This is a genomic window from Autumnicola edwardsiae (genome assembly GCF_031846505.1).
Taxonomy (GTDB): domain Bacteria; phylum Bacteroidota; class Bacteroidia; order Flavobacteriales; family Flavobacteriaceae; genus Autumnicola; species Autumnicola edwardsiae.
In genome coordinates this window covers 22,119-38,541 of sequence record NZ_JAVRHP010000016.1, presented here as the reverse complement: position 1 = coordinate 38,541, position 16,423 = coordinate 22,119, and the positions used below count along the sequence as shown (strand labels likewise).

Here is a 16,423-nt window from a genome sequence, read left to right as displayed (position 1 = left end):
AGAATTACAAGCCATGCTGAAACAGATGGTAATAAGCTTCATTGGCATTAATTTTATCTTTAAAATCCCTCACTGCCGTTTTATCGTCTATTACCAGCAGTTCTATCCCGGCAATATCGGCAAAATCTTCCAAATATTCGGTAGTTAATGCCTGGGTGTAAACAGTGTGGTGTGCACCTCCGGCCAGGATCCACGCAGTAGCTGCAACATCAAGGTCTGGCTTGGCATCCCACAGTACACGGGCTACTGGTAAATTTGGCAATTCCTGAGGTTTAACTGCTTCAACTTCGTTAATGATTAACCTGAACCTGTTGCCCATATCTATTAAAGAAGCGTTTAAAGCGGGACCTTCAGGAGAATCAAACACCAGTCTCACAGGATCTTCTTTGCCCCCAATTCCTAAAGGATGAATATCACAGGTTGGCTTACCATCTGCTATAGAAGGACAAATTTCCAGCATATGCGAACCTAAAACGCAAGATTTTTCAGGTGTAAAATGATAAGTGTAGTCTTCCATAAAAGAAGTTCCAGGCTCTAAGCCTACCGCCATTACTTTCATAGCGCGTAATAAAGCAGCAGTTTTCCAGTCACCTTCAGCTCCAAATCCATATCCGTCTGCCATAAGGCGTTGTACAGCAATTCCCGGTAATTGTTTTAGCTGTCCAAGATTTTCAAAAGTATCTGTAAACGCTTTAAAACCACCTTCGTCTAAAAATGAACGTAATCCCAGTTCAATTTTAGCAGCATCCACAAGGGAACTTCTTTGAGCTCCTCCTTCTTTTAGTGCATCGGTAAGGTTATAAGAAGATTCATATTCTTTTAAAAGCGTATTTATATCTTCTTCGGAAACTTTATCAATATGCTCCACTACTTCTGAAGAATCGTAACCGTTAACAGACATTCCAAAACGGATTTGTGCTTCTACTTTATCACCTTCGGTAACCGCGACTTCACGCATATTATCACCAATCCTGGCAACTTTTAGATGTTGTAATTCGTCCCAGCCAAGTGCTACCCTTGTCCAGATTCCCAATTTCTTCTGAACACGATCAGATTTCCAGTGGCCAACAATTATTTTACGCTTTTTGCGCATTCTGCTCATAATATATCCGAATTCCCTGTCTCCATGAGCCGACTGGTTTAAATTCATAAAATCCATATCAATTTTATTCCACGGGATCTCAGCATTAAATTGCGTATGCAGGTGGCAGATTGGCTTCTTCAGAATGTTTAGCCCGTTAATCCACATCTTGGCAGGAGAAAATGTGTGCATCCAGGTAATAATACCTATACAATTTTTACTGGTATTCGCCTGAAGACATAATTCTGTAATTTCCGAAGGCGTTTTTACGGTGTCTTTATGGATTATTTTAAGAGGAATTTGAGAAGATCCGTTTAAGCCTTCAACAATTTCTTTTGAATTTTTGGTGACCTGGTTTAGGGTTTCTTCCCCGTACAAATGCTGACTTCCTGTGACGAACCAGATTTCTTTATGATCGATATTTGTCATTTTTTGATAAGTGCTTAGAGTATTATTCCTGACCGTAATAGGCGTTTTTGCCATGCTTACGCTCATAATGTTTCTTGATTAGTGAATCTTTTAGTCGTGGTGCTTCAGGATTTATCTGAAGAGTTAAATATGCCATTCTTGCTACCTCTTCAAGTACTTTGCTGTTATAGACGGCTTTTGCTGCATACTTTCCCCAGGTAAACGGCCCGTGATTGCCTAAAAGCACCATTTGCACTTCCTTATAAGAAAGATTTTTGTCCCTGAAGCAATCCAGAATTTGGATCCCGGTATTATATTCGTAATTTCCTGCAATTAAATCATCGCGCATAGGTGGCGCACAAGGAATATCTGCCGTAAGATGATCTGCATGAGTAGTTCCAAAAACCGGAATATCTTTTTGAGATTGTGCCCAGGCTACCGAATAAGTAGCATGGGTATGAGCAACACCACCAATTTCTTCCCAGTTTTTATAAAGATAAGCATGGGTTTTGGTGTCTGAAGAAGGACGCATTTCCCCCTCGATTACGTTGTTATCAAAATCCATAATAACAATATCTTCGGGTTTAAGATCTTGATAAGGAACGCCGCTGGGTTTAATAGCAAAAACTGCTTCTTTCCTGTCTACAGCGCTCACGTTTCCAAAGGTATAGATCACAAGGTTCAACGCATCGAGCTGCATATTTGCCTCATAACATTCCCTTTTTAATTCTTTAAAGCTGGAATTCATTGTTAAGTGATTTTCTGTTGGTTTTTTTGTCTATAAAAGAACTTAATTCTTTGTAGGCCTCCATCAAGTTTTCATATTCTGAAATCTTCGCATCTTCAGGATGATATTCTGCTTCAAAATCGCTACCTAAAGTTTTGCTTGCTTCGATAACATTTGAAAAAATTCCGGCAGCTACAGAAGCATAAATTGCTGCCCCCAAAGCCGGTGCTTCATCAGATTTCGCAATTTTTATTGGCTTTTTAAGAACGTTCGCCAAAGTTTGCATGATAAACGGAGATTTTCTTGCAACACCACCAATTCCTATTACACTGTCAATTTTGACTCCTTCCTGCTCAAATCTATCCACTATTTCTTTGGAACCAAAACAAATAGCATTAATAAGCGCTTTAAAAATATGTGGAGCCTTTGTTCCAAGTGACAGGTTAGAAATGGCACTTTTCAACTCCTGGTTTGCATCTGGAGTCCTTCTTCCATTAATCCAGTCCAGTGCTATTGGAATACTTTCTGAAAGTTCTATATCTTCAGCCTGTTCTGAAAGTTTTCTGATAAAATTATTTTCAATTTCCGATTTGAGATTATTTTTTTGTTCCGAAGAAAGTATTTCAGAATTTAAAACAAGATTATCTATTGGCCATGAAAGAACGTCTTTAAACCAGGCCAGCAGATCACCAAAAGCAGATTGCCCTGCCTCCAAACCAATAAAACCGGGAATAACCGAACCATCTACCTGTCCGCAAATACCACGAACGGTTTTATCTGCAATAACTTCTTTGGAAGAGACGATAATATCGCAGGTGGAAGTTCCCATTACCCGTACAAGGGTGTGCTTGTCTATTTTTGCGCCTACTGCACCAGAATGTGCATCAAATGTTCCTACGGCAACCACGCAGTCTGTTGTTAACCCCAATTTATCTGCCCATTCTTTGCTTAGATTGCCTGCAACCTCGTCTGAAGTATAAGTTTCGTTATACAATCTCCCGCGCAACTTTCCCAAATAAGGATCGAGCCTGTTAAGAAAATCTTCAGAAGGAAGTCCGCCCCAGCTTTCATGCCACATCGCTTTATGTCCTGCGGCACAGCGGCTTCTTTTAAAACTTTTCAGATCCTGATTATCAATAATATGATAAGTCATTAAATCGCAATGCTCCATCCAGGTGTAGGCCGAATTTTTCACATTATCGTCCTCCCGTATAATGTGCACTATCTTAGCCCAAAACCATTCTGAAGAATAAATTCCTCCTTCATATTTAGTAAAGTTTTCACCTCCCCAGTTTTCAGCAAGTTCATTAATTTCGTTCGCTTCCTTAATGGCCGTATGATCCTTCCATAAAACCATCATGGCATTCGGATTTTCTTTAAATTCATCCTGCAAAGCCAGCGGAGTTCCATCTTTGGAAACCGGAACAGGTGAAGATCCTGTTGTATCTATACAGATTCCTTTAACATCTGCTCCTTTTACCTTACTCTTTGCAATGACACCTTTTATAGTCTCCTCCAGACCTTCTATATGATCTAAAGGATGTTGTCGAAAACGATTACCGGAAGCATCGCAAAACAGTCTTTTCTTCCATCTTGGATACTTGTAAACAGCTGATGCCAGCTCCTCCCCGCTCTCTGTGTCGAGCAACACCGCTCTTACCGAATCTGTTCCATAATCCAATCCTATTACATATGCACTCATGGTATTTTGTATTTAAAGAACTATAAAAATTATTAAAACAGCAGGGTGCGTGGACTTAAAAGAAGAGAATTGTGGCTTTTGAAAAACTCCTCTTTAAAATTTTAATATAAGTCCTTATTCAGATTCCAGAACTATTACAGAAAAAGGAGGTATTGTAACCTGTAATTTTCCTCTTCTTAGTTTATAATCTTTAAATTCTTCAGGAGTAATTTTTTCTGCATTTTCGAAGGTATTATGATCCTGTAATTTATCTGAAGTTAAGATAGTCGCAGTCATCCCTTCTACATCCAGTTCTCCAAGATCTAACTCTACCTCATTTTCCTTTTTTGAGTCAATATTTACAAGTGAAATAGCAACCTTCCCGTCTTTTTTTGATGCGGAAATAGAAACAGCAGGTAATGATTTTCCGTTATAAGTATAATCCGGAGACTCAAAATTTACCGGAAGCAGTTGAGCTTCATGATGTACAGTGTACATTTTCATCACGTGATAAGTTGGTGTTAAGATCATTTGTTCACCCTGCGTCAACGCCACCGCCTGAAGCACATTTACTGCCTGGGCAAGATTTGCCATATATACTCTTTCACTATGATTGTTGAAAATATTTAAAGTGGCACCGGCAATCATGGCGTCCCTCACTGTGTTCTGCTGATAAAGAAAACCAGGATTAGTCCCTTCTTCAACATCATACCAACCACCCCACTCGTCTACAATAAGTCCTACTTTTTTCTGAGGATCATATTTATCCATTATAGCTGAATGTTTGGTTATGTACTCCTCCATTTTTAAAGCTTCGGTCATGGTAGCAAAATAGTGATCTTCAGTAAAATCTGAAGCAGGACCTTTATCATTCCAGTCAATTACCGAATAGGAATGTAGCGCAACACCTTCCATTAATTCAGGTGGAATTTCTTTCATCAGCACTTCCATCCAGTGATAATCATCTCCGCTAGGCCCTGATGCGATCCTGTACAATTTTGCATCCTTATCCCAGGAGGTCAAAAAAGTTGCATACTGCTTATAAATATCTGCATAAAATTCGGCGTCCATATTACCTCCACAACCCCATGGTTCGTTTCCCACTCCCCAGAATTTTACATCCCAGGATTCTTCCTTACCATTCTCTTTTCTGAGTTTAGCCATTGGACTCCCCGCATCGTGATTTACATACTGAATCCAGTTGGAGAATTCCTGAACAGTTCCACTCCCCACATTTCCGGCTAAGTACGGTTCTGCCCCCAGAACTTCACAAAGGTTCAGAAAGTTGTGGGTACCAAAGCTATTATCTTCAGTCACATCTCCCCACCATTGATTTACAATTGTTGGGCGATCTTCCTGCGGACCAATTCCATCCCTCCAGTGGTACGTATCTGCAAAACAACCGCCGGGCCACCTAAGATTAGGAATTTGCAAATCTTTAAGAGCTTTAATAAGGTCATTCCGTACCCCATCTGTATTTGGAATTGGGCTGTCTTCTCCCACATAAAGACCATCATAAATGGAACGACCTAAATGTTCAGAAAAATGACCGTAGATATGTTTACTGATAACGGGCGCATCTTCTGTGTTTTCAATAGTTATCTTTGTCTGGGCCTGTACTGAACTTATAAAGAATAGTGCCGACAGTATCCAAAGGGAATTAATGTATTTTTTTTTCATCTTTTTGTTATTAAAAAAATTTACCTGACAAAATCAGGACTTATTTGGTTCGTGATTTCCATCTACATAACTTTAACCTAAACGTAACTATTAATAAGTGTGAATTACACATTTCCAAATGTAATTAAACTTCAGCAAAAAAAACAAATTAAAATTTGCAATTCTTTAAAATACATCGCTCTAAAATTCTCAATCTGTTAATGAAGGCAGAGATATAAATTAAACTGTCTCACTATTTTCACTTTAAAGATTAAAAGCCAATCTTTGCGCTTTTCCAGTATATTGCTTTTTAAAATGATCCACAGCTACAACTCACAAGACAAAGCTTTACTCGCAGTAGATTGTATCATATTCGGTTTTGATAAGGAAGAATTAAAAATTCTTCTTATTAAGCGGGATTTTGAACCACAAAAAGGAAAATGGTCGCTTATGGGCGGCTTCCTTAAAAGAAGCGAAGACCTGGACCAGGCAGCAAACAGGATTTTACACCACTTAACGGGAATTAACAACGTGTATATGGAACAGCTGTACAGCTTTAGTAAAGTAAATCGCGATCCTGTAGAAAGAACAGTCTCCGTTGCATATTATGCTCTAATTAATACTGAAGAGCACAATGAGGAGCTCACACAGCAATATTCTGCCAAATGGTTTAATATTTCTGAAGCCCCGGAGCTCATTTTTGACCACGACAAGATGGTCAAAAAAGCAATTAGCAGGTTACGATACAGGACTTCAACCATGCCTGTTGGTTTTGAACTTCTTCCGCAAAAATTTACAATGCGACAGCTTCAAAAAATGTATGAGGCGATTTTAGGTGAAAAACTGGATAAAAGAAATTTCATCAACAAGATAAATGCACTGGATATTTTGCATAAAACGAATGAGAAGGATATGGAGTCTTCCAAAAAGGGATCCTTCCTTTATATGTTCGACGAAGAAAAATATAAAAGGAAAGCTGCCGATGGTTTTTCTTTTAAACTCTAAACCAACTTTGCAAAGTTTGGATAAAAAAATAACCCGCTTTCCAGCGGGTTATTTGATCACGAATTTACAATTGAATTAGCCTAAATTCATTACCTTATTAAAGGTATTACTTTTCGTCTTAATTTCAATCTCATACTCTCCTGGAGCAACCTTAGAGAAATCAAGTGTCTTAGAAACAACAGTTTCTTTATACATCATTGTTCCCATTAGCTCTCCGGAAGAATCATAGATACGTACTTCGGTAAGGCTTCCCTCAGGATTGGGTAAAGAAAATTTTACTTTTCTGTCATCTACTTTAAAAACCGGCTTAAAAACAACACCTGAAGTCTTTGCTTCAACAAACAATCCCTCTTTAGATTTGGTAATCTTCTTTGTATAGATGTGGAAATCATCTTCAAAATGAAGATAATAGATCCCTTCAGGTACATCTTCAAGGCTTAAAGCTCTGTTGTAAGACCTTCCATCCATCAATCCATCCCTGAAGAGGATAGCTCCATCCATGTCTTTAAGCGTTAGGGTAGCTCCTTTAACAGAATTTCCCACCTCCACTACAATAGACTTCTCATTTACTTTCACAGCCAATCCTTCAGCTGCAGAAACCTGTAAACTCATACAAAGTAAAAGAGTTACGACTGATAATCTGATTACATTTTTCATAATTCACAATTTTAAAGGTTAATAATCCTAATTCATTGATAATAACATAATCAAATGTACAGCGATTTATCCTATCATATTTGTCGTAAATATGCTAAAATATGTTCTATTTTGTCATTAATGATTACTTAACATTTAGTAAATGTTTAAATACCACATTTTATTGCTAATTTAGCAAACCTAATTCTATTAAAAATGAATTACATTAAATTCATCAAATAACCTGTTTATGTCAAAATCATTCAAACCAGCATACGAGAAAATAGAACCTACATTTGGCAGTTCTATTTCCTTTAGAACATATAATAAGGACCATCAAAATAAAAACAACAGTTTTTGGCACTATCATCCTGAAATTGAATTGGTCTACGTAAACGGGGGAACCGGCAAGAGACAAATAGGAAGCCATGTCTCCTACTATAGAAATGGAGACCTGATTCTTATTGGTCCTCACCTACCCCACTGCGGATTTACAGATAGTCTTACAGAACATGAAGCAGAAACAGTTATTCAGATAAAACAGGATTTTCTGGGAGAAGAGTTTTTTGGTATTCCCGAAATGAAAGGGATAAAAACGCTTTTGGAGCGCTCCCAAAAAGGCATCGTTTTTCACGGAGAGAATAAAAGGAATATCGGAAGAAAAGTAGAATCCCTCAAAAATTTAAATTCTTTCCACCGGCTCCTTGGTCTGTTGGATATCTTCAGAATGTTGGAAGAGGCAGAGAATTATACCATTCTTAATGCCCACGGTTTTATTCTGGAAACCGAACTTCAGGATAATAACCGTATAAATGTTGTATTTAATTTTGTAAAGCAGGAATATATGCGCTCCATTGGCCTGGATGAAATTGCCGAAATGGTAAGTATGACTGTGCCTGGCTTTTGCAGGTATTTTAAGAAAATTACGGGGAAGACCTTTACCCAGTTTGTAAATGAATACCGCCTGGCGCATGCGGCAAAACTTTTACACGAAAAGCAAATAAGTATAACAGATGTTTGTTTTGAATGTGGATTTAACAACTTCAGCCACTTTAATAAGCAATTCAAAAGATTTACAGGAAAATCTCCTTCCGCATATAGAAACGAACTAAAATATGCGGTTTCATAAAAAACAGCCGGAAGCAAAAAAGAAAACCCGTTTCAGCTGAAACGGGTTTTTATAAATGCTTGCAACAAATTATCCTTTAGGCATTCTCGTGCATAAAACGCTGTTTTTCCAGTAGTTCCTCTTCGCTTTCCACGTGATCTTCATCTGGCACACAACAGTCTACAGGACAAACTGCAGCACATTGCGGCTCCTCGTGAAAACCTTTACACTCTGTACATTTATCTGGAACTATGTAGTAAATTTCGTCACTTACCGGTTCCTGTGCCTCTCCGGCATTTGCTGCTTTTCCGTTAGGCAGGACCACATCACCTTCTAAATCTGTACCGTCAGCATATCTCCAGTCATCGGCCCCTTCATAAATCGCAGTGTTTGGGCATTCCGGTTCACAGGCACCACAGTTTATACACTCGTCGGTTATTACAATCGCCATAGTTTTTTTTATTTGTAAATTTAACTCCTATATCAAAATCTCCTTAGCTTTAAGAAAAATCTATAGCTTTTCTAACGCGGAAATTTTAATTTCGTTGCAAATTTAACGTCAAAAGCATTCATAACCAAATAAGGCAATGACATTCCACGATAGAAAATCAAATTTTATAGAACTCGGAAAATTTCTTGGACAATTTTCACTTACTACTGAAGAAAAATCAGAAAACACCGTTGAGTATGAAGGATTTTATAATGAACTTAACCAGAAAATTGACACTGCCATTCATCACAACGGATGGTTTACCCGGGAGAATATAATTTTCGCGCTAAACGAGTGGAGCAAAGCACTTAAACAAGAAAACCTTAACGCGTGGCTGGAAAAATATGACCTTAATGACCATGAGGAGCAAAAAACTGTAGCCGTGATCATGGCAGGAAATATTCCACTTGTTGGTTTCCACGATTTTTTGTCCGTGCTTATGTCGGGACACAAAGTCCTGGTAAAACAATCCGGTAACGACAAGCTCTTACTGCCGATAATTGCCAAATTTCTTATACAGCTAAATCCTGAATTCGAAAATCTTATTCGTTTTACAGATGATCAGTTAAAAGATTTTGATGCGGTAATTGCAACCGGAAGCAACAACACGGCCCGTTATTTTGAATATTATTTTAAAAATAAAGCAAGTATTATTAGAAAAAACAGGAATTCTGTTGCTGTTCTTACCGGTAACGAAAGTGAGCTCCAACTGCAGGATTTAAGCCGGGATATTTTCAGGTACTTTGGCCTTGGATGCCGCAATGTTTCAAAATTATATGTGCCGGAAGATTACAATTTCGATCAATTTTATCCCGCAATGCTCCAATGGCAGGATATTGTTAACCATGCTAAATTCGCTAATAATTACGATTACAACAAAGCCGTATATTTAATGAGCGAATTTAAAATCCTGGACAACGGATTTCTTCTTCTGAAGGAGGACCAAAGCTTCGGCTCTCCTATTGCCACTCTTTTCTACGAGCGTTATTCTTCTGAAGAAGATTTAAAATTAAATCTTGAAGACAACAAAGAGAAACTACAGTGCGTGGTTTCTGAAGGTTTTATGGATACTGAAGTTAAATTTGGAGAAACCCAGCACCCTAAGCTGTGGGATTATGCAGACGATGTGGATACGCTCTCTTTTTTACTAAAGTTATAACCTCAAAATCCTAGCTGCAATAACCACTGGCATTTCATTTTTTCCCATCTTTGTTTAATAAAATCAACCAATTCTTTTATGAAAAAGCACAATTTTAGCGCGGGTCCATGCGTGCTGCCACAGGAGGTTTTCCAGGAAGCTTCACAGGCTATCTTAGATTTTAATAATTCCGGTTTATCTATTTTGGAAATTTCCCACCGCAGTTCTGCTTTTGTAAGCGTAATGGAAGAAGCACGGCAACTGGCGCTGGAATTATTGGGACTGGAAAATAAAGGTTACAAAGCTGTATTTCTTCAGGGAGGTGCCAGCATGCAGTTTTTAATGACTGCCTATAATTTACTTCAGGATAAAGCCGCTTACCTAAACACCGGCACCTGGTCCAGTAAAGCTATTAAGGAAGCAAAATTATTTGGAGAAGTTGTAGAAGTTGCTTCTTCTAAGGATAAAAATTTCAATTATATTCCAAAGGATTATACCATTCCGCAGGATATCAATTATTTCCACTGCACGAGCAATAATACCATCTTTGGAACGCAGATGATGGATTTTCCTTCTGTAGACGCTCCCCTGGTTTGCGATATGAGTAGTGATATTTTTTCCCGTGAACTTGATTTTTCTCAGTTTGACCTTATTTATGCCGGCGCACAGAAAAATATGGGTCCGGCAGGCGCCACTCTTGTGATTATTAAAGAAAATATCCTCGGAAATGTGAACAGGCAGATCCCTTCTATGATGGATTACCAGGTGCATATCGAGAAAGACAGTATGTTTAACACTCCGCCGGTTTACGCCGTTTATGTTTCTCTGCTTACCCTTAGATGGATCAAAAATAAAGGCGGAATTAAGGCTATGGAAGCGTTAAACAATAAAAAAGCCGCTCTTCTTTACGATGAAGTTGACAGAAACCCTCTTTTTAAAGGTTTTGCTGCGACTGAAGATCGCTCTGTAATGAACCCAACTTTCAATTTAACAGATGAAAGTAAAAAAGAGAAGTTCGACAGCCTGTGGAAAGAGGCCAACATTAATGGTCTTAGCGGCCATCGTAGTGTTGGTGGCTATCGCGCTTCAATGTATAATGCCCTTTCTTTGGAAAGTGTACAGGTTTTGGTAGATGTAATGAAGAAGCTGGAAAAAGAAGGATAGAGTCTTTTTCCGAAGTAAAACCGAAAGGGAAAAATAAAATTGCCGGTATCAATTTTGTCTGAAGAAATTCAGCAGGTCGATAATTGACATTTTTTATACCCTCACCAATTTAAACAGAAAAAATGAAAATATTAGCCAACGACGGAATTTCAGAAAATGGCAGGAAAAAACTCGAAAAAGAAGGTTTTGAAGTCATTGTAAGCAAAGTAGCGCAGGGACAACTCGTAAATTATCTTAATGAGCATCAAATTGATGTGATTTTAGTCCGCAGCGGCACACAAATAAGAAAAGAACTCATAGATGCGTGTCCAAATCTTAAAGTTATTGGCCGCGGCGGAGTTGGTTTGGACAATATTGATGTAAAGTATGCTGAAAGTAAAAAACTTAAGGTAATTAATACGCCTGAAGCATCTTCTAATGCTGTGGCAGAGCTCGTTTTTGCCCATTTGTTTAGCGGAGTGCGGTTTTTACACGATGCCAACCGTAATATGCCGCTGGAAGGAGATTCCCGGTTTAAAGATCTTAAGCGATCCTATGCAGGAGGCCGGGAATTAAGGGATAAGACGCTGGGAATTATAGGATTTGGCAAAATAGGAAAAGAAGTTGCAAAAATAGCCCTTGGCCTTGGAATGAAGGTGATTGCCAGCGATATAAAAGTGGGCGAAGCAAAAATCACGTTGGAATTCTATAATCACCAAAGCATTACCATTCCAATAAGAACCGAGCCTATCCATCAGCTTGTAAAACATTCAGATTTTATTACGCTTCATGTTCCTGCACAAAAAACGCCAGTTATAGGCAAGCAGGAAATAAATGCAATGAAAGATGGGGTGGGTATCGTTAACGCATCTCGCGGAGGCGTTGTAGACGAAGAAGCCCTTCTGGAAGCACTGGAAAGCGGAAAAATTTCTTTTGCAGGTCTGGATACTTTTCAAAATGAACCTTCCCCGGCCATCAAGCTGCTTATGAATGAAAAAGTTTCTCTTAGTCCGCATACTGGTGGTTCAACAATAGAAGCTCAGGACAGGATTGGAATAGAACTCGCTGAAAAGGTAATTTCTGCTCTAAAAGGCAAAGTTTAGTACTTCCTTTTTCTTATTATTAATTGTTTACCGTTCATTGTGAATCTGTGATTGTAGTATTTCTTTAACGCTCTTCTTGTTTATAAGCAGTAAATTTAACCTCACTAAAAAATAAAATTATGGCATCGATATTAGACATTCTTAATACCCAACCGGGAGAAAACTTAGTTGATAAAGCTCAAAAAGAGACGGGAGAAGATAAAAACAGCATTACTTCAGCTTTAGTAATGGCTATGCCGTTAATACTGGGCGCATTAAAAAACAATTCCGAAAAAGAAGAAGGTGCTAAGAACCTGGAGAAAGCCCTGGACAGCGATAAGCACAATGGCGATCTTCTGGAAGACCTTCAGAATTCAAATGCCGGGAAAATTACAGGAGAAGGAGCAAAAATCCTTAGCCACATCCTGGGAGGACAAAAAGAAACTATAGAAACCACCCTTTCCACTACGCTGGGCATGAGCAAGGATTCCATTAGTACTATTTTAAAAATGGCTGCGCCGGTTATAATGAGCCTTCTTGGAAGCCAGAAAAGAAAAGACGGAGTAAAAGCTGAAGGACTTCCTGGTTTAATAGGATCGCTTATGGGAACAAGTGCCGCCCATGATTCATCATTTATAGAGAGTCTTCTGGACAAAAACGGGGATGGAAAAATTATTGATGACGTTGCCGGGATGGTTCTTGGAGGTGGAAAAAATAATAAAAAAGGCGGAAGTATTCTTGGCGGATTTACCGGCGGAAAATAATTCGGGAATAATTCTTGAAAATAAAAATTAAAAGAATACAATGAAAAATATAATTTACGTGCTCCTTTTGGGCCTCTTTATTTACAGCTGCGGCTCTAGCAGGAATCTGCGATCAGAAAGGCTTGCTAACGCCAAAAATGATACGGTAAGGATTGCCAATGACAGCCTGGAGTACGAAATAATTATTATTGAACCGGGATTTAACCTTTTTATTAATTCTATTGCGCAACCCGAAGGTTATTACTCTCAGCAATACCTGGAAAGTAAAAACCGCCAACTGGTTACAGAATATAACAACCGCGTTCGCCAGCCGCTGCGCTATAACCCCAACTTATATGTTAATGAGATAAATTATGAGCCTCGTATAGATTATGGTTATGAGGTGAATTATTTGCTTTACAACTACTTTGTTTACTTCAGCCGGCAATATAACCAGCGCTTTCCCGTACCCACACGTATTTAACTTACAGAAGTTCGTGTTGTTTTCTTTCATTTAATATATTTGCAGCATGGAGAAGTTAAAAAAACATTGGGGAATAGATTCTAACTGGCAAATTCTTGTAATCCTGGTTGTTTTTGCCGTAACGGGTTCTTCTTCTGCAAAGTTCGCAGGACCTTTAGTGGAATTTCTGGGATTGCACCAGGAAAGCTCGCACTGGTTTTTGTACTGGCCTCTTAGAATAGTACTTATTTTCCCTATTTACCAGTTACTCCTGGTTTCCTTTGGCTGGCTTTTTGGCCAGTTTCAGTTCTTTTGGGCTTTCGAGAAAAAAATGCTGTCCAGGTTGGGAATGGCTAAACTCCTCCGACTATAATTTGAAATTCTTTCAGAACATATTCCTTGTCCTTTCTGCTGTGCTGATACTGTTACCATCGGCAGTAAGTTTTGCGCATATTTTTAGCGGACACGGGCATGAACTATGTGATAATTATTCTGAAAGCCATTATCATGCAAAACCTGTGGATTGTGAGCTCTACAAGTTTCATAAAAATCCCGGGCTTCAACTGGAATTCCTTGCGTTTGAACCTGTAGAAGTTAAGGATCAGCAAAAAGTCATCTTCAATTATTATCAGTTTTTAAGTGATTATCAAAAGCTTCCTTTTGAGCTAAGAGGTCCTCCTCAGCACGTATAACTTCCGTCTTTTAATCCCAAAATACTTTTGGGGAGAAATGTTATACGAATCATTTAAATTACTACATGAAAAGCAAAATTTTATTAGTGCTGCTTCTGGCAGTCACTCCGTTTATATATGCCCAAGATCAATTTTCGGGATTTGTTACCGATGCCGAAACAGGAGAACCCGTTTTTAGCGCGACTGTCTATTTTCCTCAGCTGGAAAAAGGAACAGTTACAGATTTGGAAGGCAATTTCAGTTTTAGCAACGTCCCGGAAGGAACTTACAAATTTGTGATTTCTTCTGTAGGTTACAGCTCATTTTCCAGGGAAATAGCAATTCCTTCTGAAGAAATAAATATTAGCATCCAACCTTCTGCCATAGAAATGGAAGAAGTTATCGTTTCTACTCCTTTCCACCAGCTCCAGAGTGAGAATGTGATGAAGGTAGATCGCGAAAGTGTTTCAGAATTAAGCCGAAAAGGAGCTGTAACCCTCGCCGACGGGATTTCTCAGATGCCCGGAGTAGAGAGTATCACCACCGGAATTGGTATCGGTAAACCCGTAATAAGGGGACTAAGTGCTAACCGCGTTTTGGTTTATACGCAAGGTGTGCGGCTGGAAAATCAGCAATACGGAGATGAACACGGCCTTGGGATTAGCTCCAAAGGAATAGGAAGCGTAGAGGTAATAAAAGGCCCTGCTTCCCTCCTCTACGGAAGCGATGCCATTGGGGGCGTACTTTATCTTAATCCCGAAATTTACGCACAGCCAAACACAACTAATGCGGAAGTTGACGGGAGTTATTTCAGTAATACTTCAGGTTACCAGGCCAGTGCAATGGCAAAAACTTCGGGCGATAAACTAAAATTTCTTGCCCGCGGAAGTTATGCTGCTCACAGTGATTATGAAACCGGAAACGGTGAAAAAGTCACCAACACGAGGTTTAATGAGACAGATTTTAAAGGAGGTATTGGCTACCAGGATGCACGTTACAAAGCAGATTTACGCTATAATTTTAACCGGTCCAACATTGGAATTCCTGAAGAGATCGGTATTCAGAATACTGAAAAAGAACCGCTTCTCCCTTATCAGGAAATCGATAATCATATTGTAAGCCTGGACAACCGCCTTTATTTGCCAAATTCGAGCCTCGACCTTAAAATTGGATATCAGTTTAATAACAGAAAAGAATTTGAAGAAGAGCATGCTCATGAAGAGGAAGAAGAACATGAAGGTGAAGAAGAACACGAAGAACATGAGGAGCATGAGGAGCACGAAGAAGGCCATCCTGCTTTGGAAATGCACCTCGAATCCCTCAACTATAACTTGAAGTACAACCTGCCGAAAACTGGCAATTTTGAGACTATCCTTGGAGTGCAGGGAATGCACCAGACCAACTCCAATTTTGGAGAAGAAATCTTAATTCCCGATGCAGAGATGGCTGACTTCGGAATATTTGGTACGGCACATTTCCACCTCGAAAACTGGGATTTTCAGGGAGGCGTTCGTTATGACAACCGAACCATTAACAGCACAAGTTACGGGCATCAAGGAGAACAATCCTTTATTGCAGCTGTGGATAGGTCTTTTAACAGCATAAACGGTGCAATTGGAGCAAAATATCAATATTTGGGTAAATATATTGTGAGGCTAAACCTGGCCAGCGGATTTAGAGCTCCCAATTTAGCCGAATTGACTTCCAACGGTTCACATCATGGAGCGAACAGGTATGAAATAGGCGACAATACTCTCGATAATGAGCAAAATTTCCAGGTAGATCTTTCACTGGAATGGAGAAACGAACATTTTGAAGCTTTTGCCAATGCTTTTCACAACTCGATTAACGATTATATCTTTTTAAATCCTTCGGGAGAATTCATAGAAGATGACCCGGTTTTTAACTATATACAGGGAGATGCCACACTTTATGGTGGGGAAATAGGTTTCCATATTCATCCACATCCGTTAGACTGGTTGCATCTGGAAAGCAGTTTTGAGACTGTAACTGGGAAATTGCAAAATGGCGGATACCTTCCTCTTATTCCGGCTAATTCCTTGACGAATACTTTTAGGGTGGAATTTGACAGTGACCAGCAAATATCCAATAAATATGCTTTTGTAAGGCTAAAGAATGTTTTTGATCAAAACAACGTGAGTACTTTTGAAACAAGAACAGGAGGCTACGGATTTTTAGGCGCAGGATTAGGAGGAGAACTGGAATTAGGGGCTTCTTCTGTAGAAATAAACATCAGCGGAAATAATCTTCTCAACAAAGACTACATTTCACACCTCTCCAGGCTAAGACCAGATGGCATTTCGAATATTGGAAGAAACATCCTGGTTTCCCTTCTCTGGAATATTTAAAAAAAAGAAGCTGTCCAAA

At 39.0% G+C, this 16,423-nt stretch carries 16 protein-coding genes; 10 read left to right on the top strand and 6 right to left on the bottom strand.

Annotated elements, in window-relative coordinates; translation table 11 throughout:
* Window positions 1-4: 4 nt before the first annotated feature.
* From araA to RM529_RS05030, 4 genes are all read right to left on the bottom strand, one after another.
* Window positions 5-1,510 carry an L-arabinose isomerase gene (araA, locus tag RM529_RS05045; RefSeq protein ID WP_311483668.1) on the bottom strand — a complete coding sequence of 502 codons (1,506 nt, stop codon included), beginning with the start codon at window positions 1,508-1,510 and terminating at the stop codon, window positions 5-7.
* A gap of 22 nt (window positions 1,511-1,532) precedes the next feature.
* Entirely contained in the window at window positions 1,533-2,237 is a 705-nt protein-coding gene (locus RM529_RS05040) for an L-ribulose-5-phosphate 4-epimerase (RefSeq protein ID WP_311483657.1), read from the bottom strand.
* On the bottom strand, window positions 2,221-3,918 hold the full coding sequence (locus RM529_RS05035; RefSeq protein ID WP_311483656.1) for a ribulokinase: 1,698 nt from the start codon (window positions 3,916-3,918) through the stop codon (window positions 2,221-2,223). Before RM529_RS05035 ends, RM529_RS05040 begins: the two co-directional genes overlap by 17 nt.
* Before the next feature lie 114 nt (window positions 3,919-4,032).
* On the bottom strand, window positions 4,033-5,577 hold the full coding sequence (locus tag RM529_RS05030) for an alpha-N-arabinofuranosidase (protein WP_311483655.1): 1,545 nt from the start codon (window positions 5,575-5,577) through the stop codon (window positions 4,033-4,035).
* 294 nt (window positions 5,578-5,871) lie between these two features.
* Here RM529_RS05030 and RM529_RS05025 point away from each other — a divergent pair, with 294 nt between their 5' ends.
* The gene (locus RM529_RS05025; protein WP_311483667.1) at window positions 5,872-6,561 is read left to right on the top strand and encodes an NUDIX hydrolase; all 690 of its coding nucleotides are present in this window, start codon (window positions 5,872-5,874) and stop codon (window positions 6,559-6,561) included.
* Between the two features lie 75 nt (window positions 6,562-6,636).
* On the opposite strand, the gene RM529_RS05020 is transcribed toward RM529_RS05025, so the two are convergent.
* Complete coding sequence (locus RM529_RS05020) at window positions 6,637-7,218, bottom strand: T9SS type A sorting domain-containing protein (protein ID WP_311483654.1); 582 nt, start codon at window positions 7,216-7,218, stop codon at window positions 6,637-6,639.
* A gap of 229 nt (window positions 7,219-7,447) precedes the next feature.
* Here RM529_RS05020 and RM529_RS05015 point away from each other — a divergent pair, with 229 nt between their 5' ends.
* Window positions 7,448-8,326, top strand: coding sequence for an AraC family transcriptional regulator (locus RM529_RS05015; protein ID WP_311483653.1), 879 nt, complete (start codon window positions 7,448-7,450; stop codon window positions 8,324-8,326).
* A gap of 76 nt (window positions 8,327-8,402) precedes the next feature.
* On the opposite strand, the gene RM529_RS05010 is transcribed toward RM529_RS05015, so the two are convergent.
* Entirely contained in the window at window positions 8,403-8,756 is a 354-nt protein-coding gene (locus RM529_RS05010) for a 4Fe-4S dicluster domain-containing protein (protein ID WP_311483652.1), read from the bottom strand.
* A 136-nt stretch (window positions 8,757-8,892) separates the two neighbouring features.
* Between RM529_RS05010 and RM529_RS05005 the strand changes: the two genes are divergently transcribed.
* From RM529_RS05005 to RM529_RS04970, 8 genes are all read left to right on the top strand, one after another.
* Entirely contained in the window at window positions 8,893-9,954 is a 1,062-nt protein-coding gene (locus RM529_RS05005) for an acyl-CoA reductase (protein WP_311483651.1), read from the top strand.
* 78 nt (window positions 9,955-10,032) lie between these two features.
* Window positions 10,033-11,097: a 3-phosphoserine/phosphohydroxythreonine transaminase gene (gene serC / locus RM529_RS05000; protein WP_311483650.1), complete on the top strand. Its 1,065-nt coding sequence runs from the start codon at window positions 10,033-10,035 to the stop codon at window positions 11,095-11,097.
* Window positions 11,098-11,219: 122 nt separating this feature from the next.
* On the top strand, window positions 11,220-12,179 hold the full coding sequence (locus tag RM529_RS04995) for a D-2-hydroxyacid dehydrogenase (RefSeq protein ID WP_311483649.1): 960 nt from the start codon (window positions 11,220-11,222) through the stop codon (window positions 12,177-12,179).
* A gap of 119 nt (window positions 12,180-12,298) precedes the next feature.
* Window positions 12,299-12,922: a DUF937 domain-containing protein gene (locus RM529_RS04990; RefSeq protein ID WP_311483648.1), complete on the top strand. Its 624-nt coding sequence runs from the start codon at window positions 12,299-12,301 to the stop codon at window positions 12,920-12,922.
* A gap of 40 nt (window positions 12,923-12,962) precedes the next feature.
* Window positions 12,963-13,385, top strand: a complete 423-nt coding sequence (locus RM529_RS04985) for a DUF6146 family protein (protein WP_311483647.1) — start codon at window positions 12,963-12,965, stop codon at window positions 13,383-13,385.
* Window positions 13,386-13,431: 46 nt separating this feature from the next.
* The gene (locus RM529_RS04980; RefSeq protein WP_311483646.1) at window positions 13,432-13,737 is read left to right on the top strand and encodes a DUF6787 family protein; all 306 of its coding nucleotides are present in this window, start codon (window positions 13,432-13,434) and stop codon (window positions 13,735-13,737) included.
* A 1-nt stretch (window position 13,738) separates the two neighbouring features.
* Entirely contained in the window at window positions 13,739-14,056 is a 318-nt protein-coding gene (locus RM529_RS04975) for a hypothetical protein (protein ID WP_311483645.1), read from the top strand.
* Window positions 14,057-14,121: 65 nt separating this feature from the next.
* Window positions 14,122-16,404 carry a TonB-dependent receptor gene (locus RM529_RS04970; RefSeq protein ID WP_311483644.1) on the top strand — a complete coding sequence of 761 codons (2,283 nt, stop codon included), beginning with the start codon at window positions 14,122-14,124 and terminating at the stop codon, window positions 16,402-16,404.
* Window positions 16,405-16,423: the final 19 nt, after the last annotated feature.

Bases quoted from the DNA above. Each gene is read 5' to 3' on its own strand.
- RM529_RS05030 (WP_311483655.1), bottom strand. From the start codon at position 5,577: ATGAAAAAAAAATACATTAATTCCCTTTGGATACTGTCGGCACTATTC.
- RM529_RS05035 (WP_311483656.1), bottom strand. From the start codon at position 3,918: ATGAGTGCATATGTAATAGGATTGGATTATGGAACAGATTCGGTAAGA.
- RM529_RS04970 (WP_311483644.1), top strand. From the start codon at position 14,122: ATGAAAAGCAAAATTTTATTAGTGCTGCTTCTGGCAGTCACTCCGTTT.
- RM529_RS05005 (WP_311483651.1), top strand. From the start codon at position 8,893: ATGACATTCCACGATAGAAAATCAAATTTTATAGAACTCGGAAAATTT.
- araA (WP_311483668.1), bottom strand. From the start codon at position 1,510: ATGACAAATATCGATCATAAAGAAATCTGGTTCGTCACAGGAAGTCAG.
- RM529_RS04985 (WP_311483647.1), top strand. From the start codon at position 12,963: ATGAAAAATATAATTTACGTGCTCCTTTTGGGCCTCTTTATTTACAGC.
- RM529_RS04995 (WP_311483649.1), top strand. From the start codon at position 11,220: ATGAAAATATTAGCCAACGACGGAATTTCAGAAAATGGCAGGAAAAAA.
- RM529_RS05015 (WP_311483653.1), top strand. From the start codon at position 7,448: ATGTCAAAATCATTCAAACCAGCATACGAGAAAATAGAACCTACATTT.
- serC (WP_311483650.1), top strand. From the start codon at position 10,033: ATGAAAAAGCACAATTTTAGCGCGGGTCCATGCGTGCTGCCACAGGAG.
- RM529_RS05040 (WP_311483657.1), bottom strand. From the start codon at position 2,237: ATGAATTCCAGCTTTAAAGAATTAAAAAGGGAATGTTATGAGGCAAAT.
- RM529_RS05020 (WP_311483654.1), bottom strand. From the start codon at position 7,218: ATGAAAAATGTAATCAGATTATCAGTCGTAACTCTTTTACTTTGTATG.
- RM529_RS04990 (WP_311483648.1), top strand. From the start codon at position 12,299: ATGGCATCGATATTAGACATTCTTAATACCCAACCGGGAGAAAACTTA.
- RM529_RS05025 (WP_311483667.1), top strand. From the start codon at position 5,872: ATGATCCACAGCTACAACTCACAAGACAAAGCTTTACTCGCAGTAGAT.
- RM529_RS04980 (WP_311483646.1), top strand. From the start codon at position 13,432: ATGGAGAAGTTAAAAAAACATTGGGGAATAGATTCTAACTGGCAAATT.
- RM529_RS05010 (WP_311483652.1), bottom strand. From the start codon at position 8,756: ATGGCGATTGTAATAACCGACGAGTGTATAAACTGTGGTGCCTGTGAA.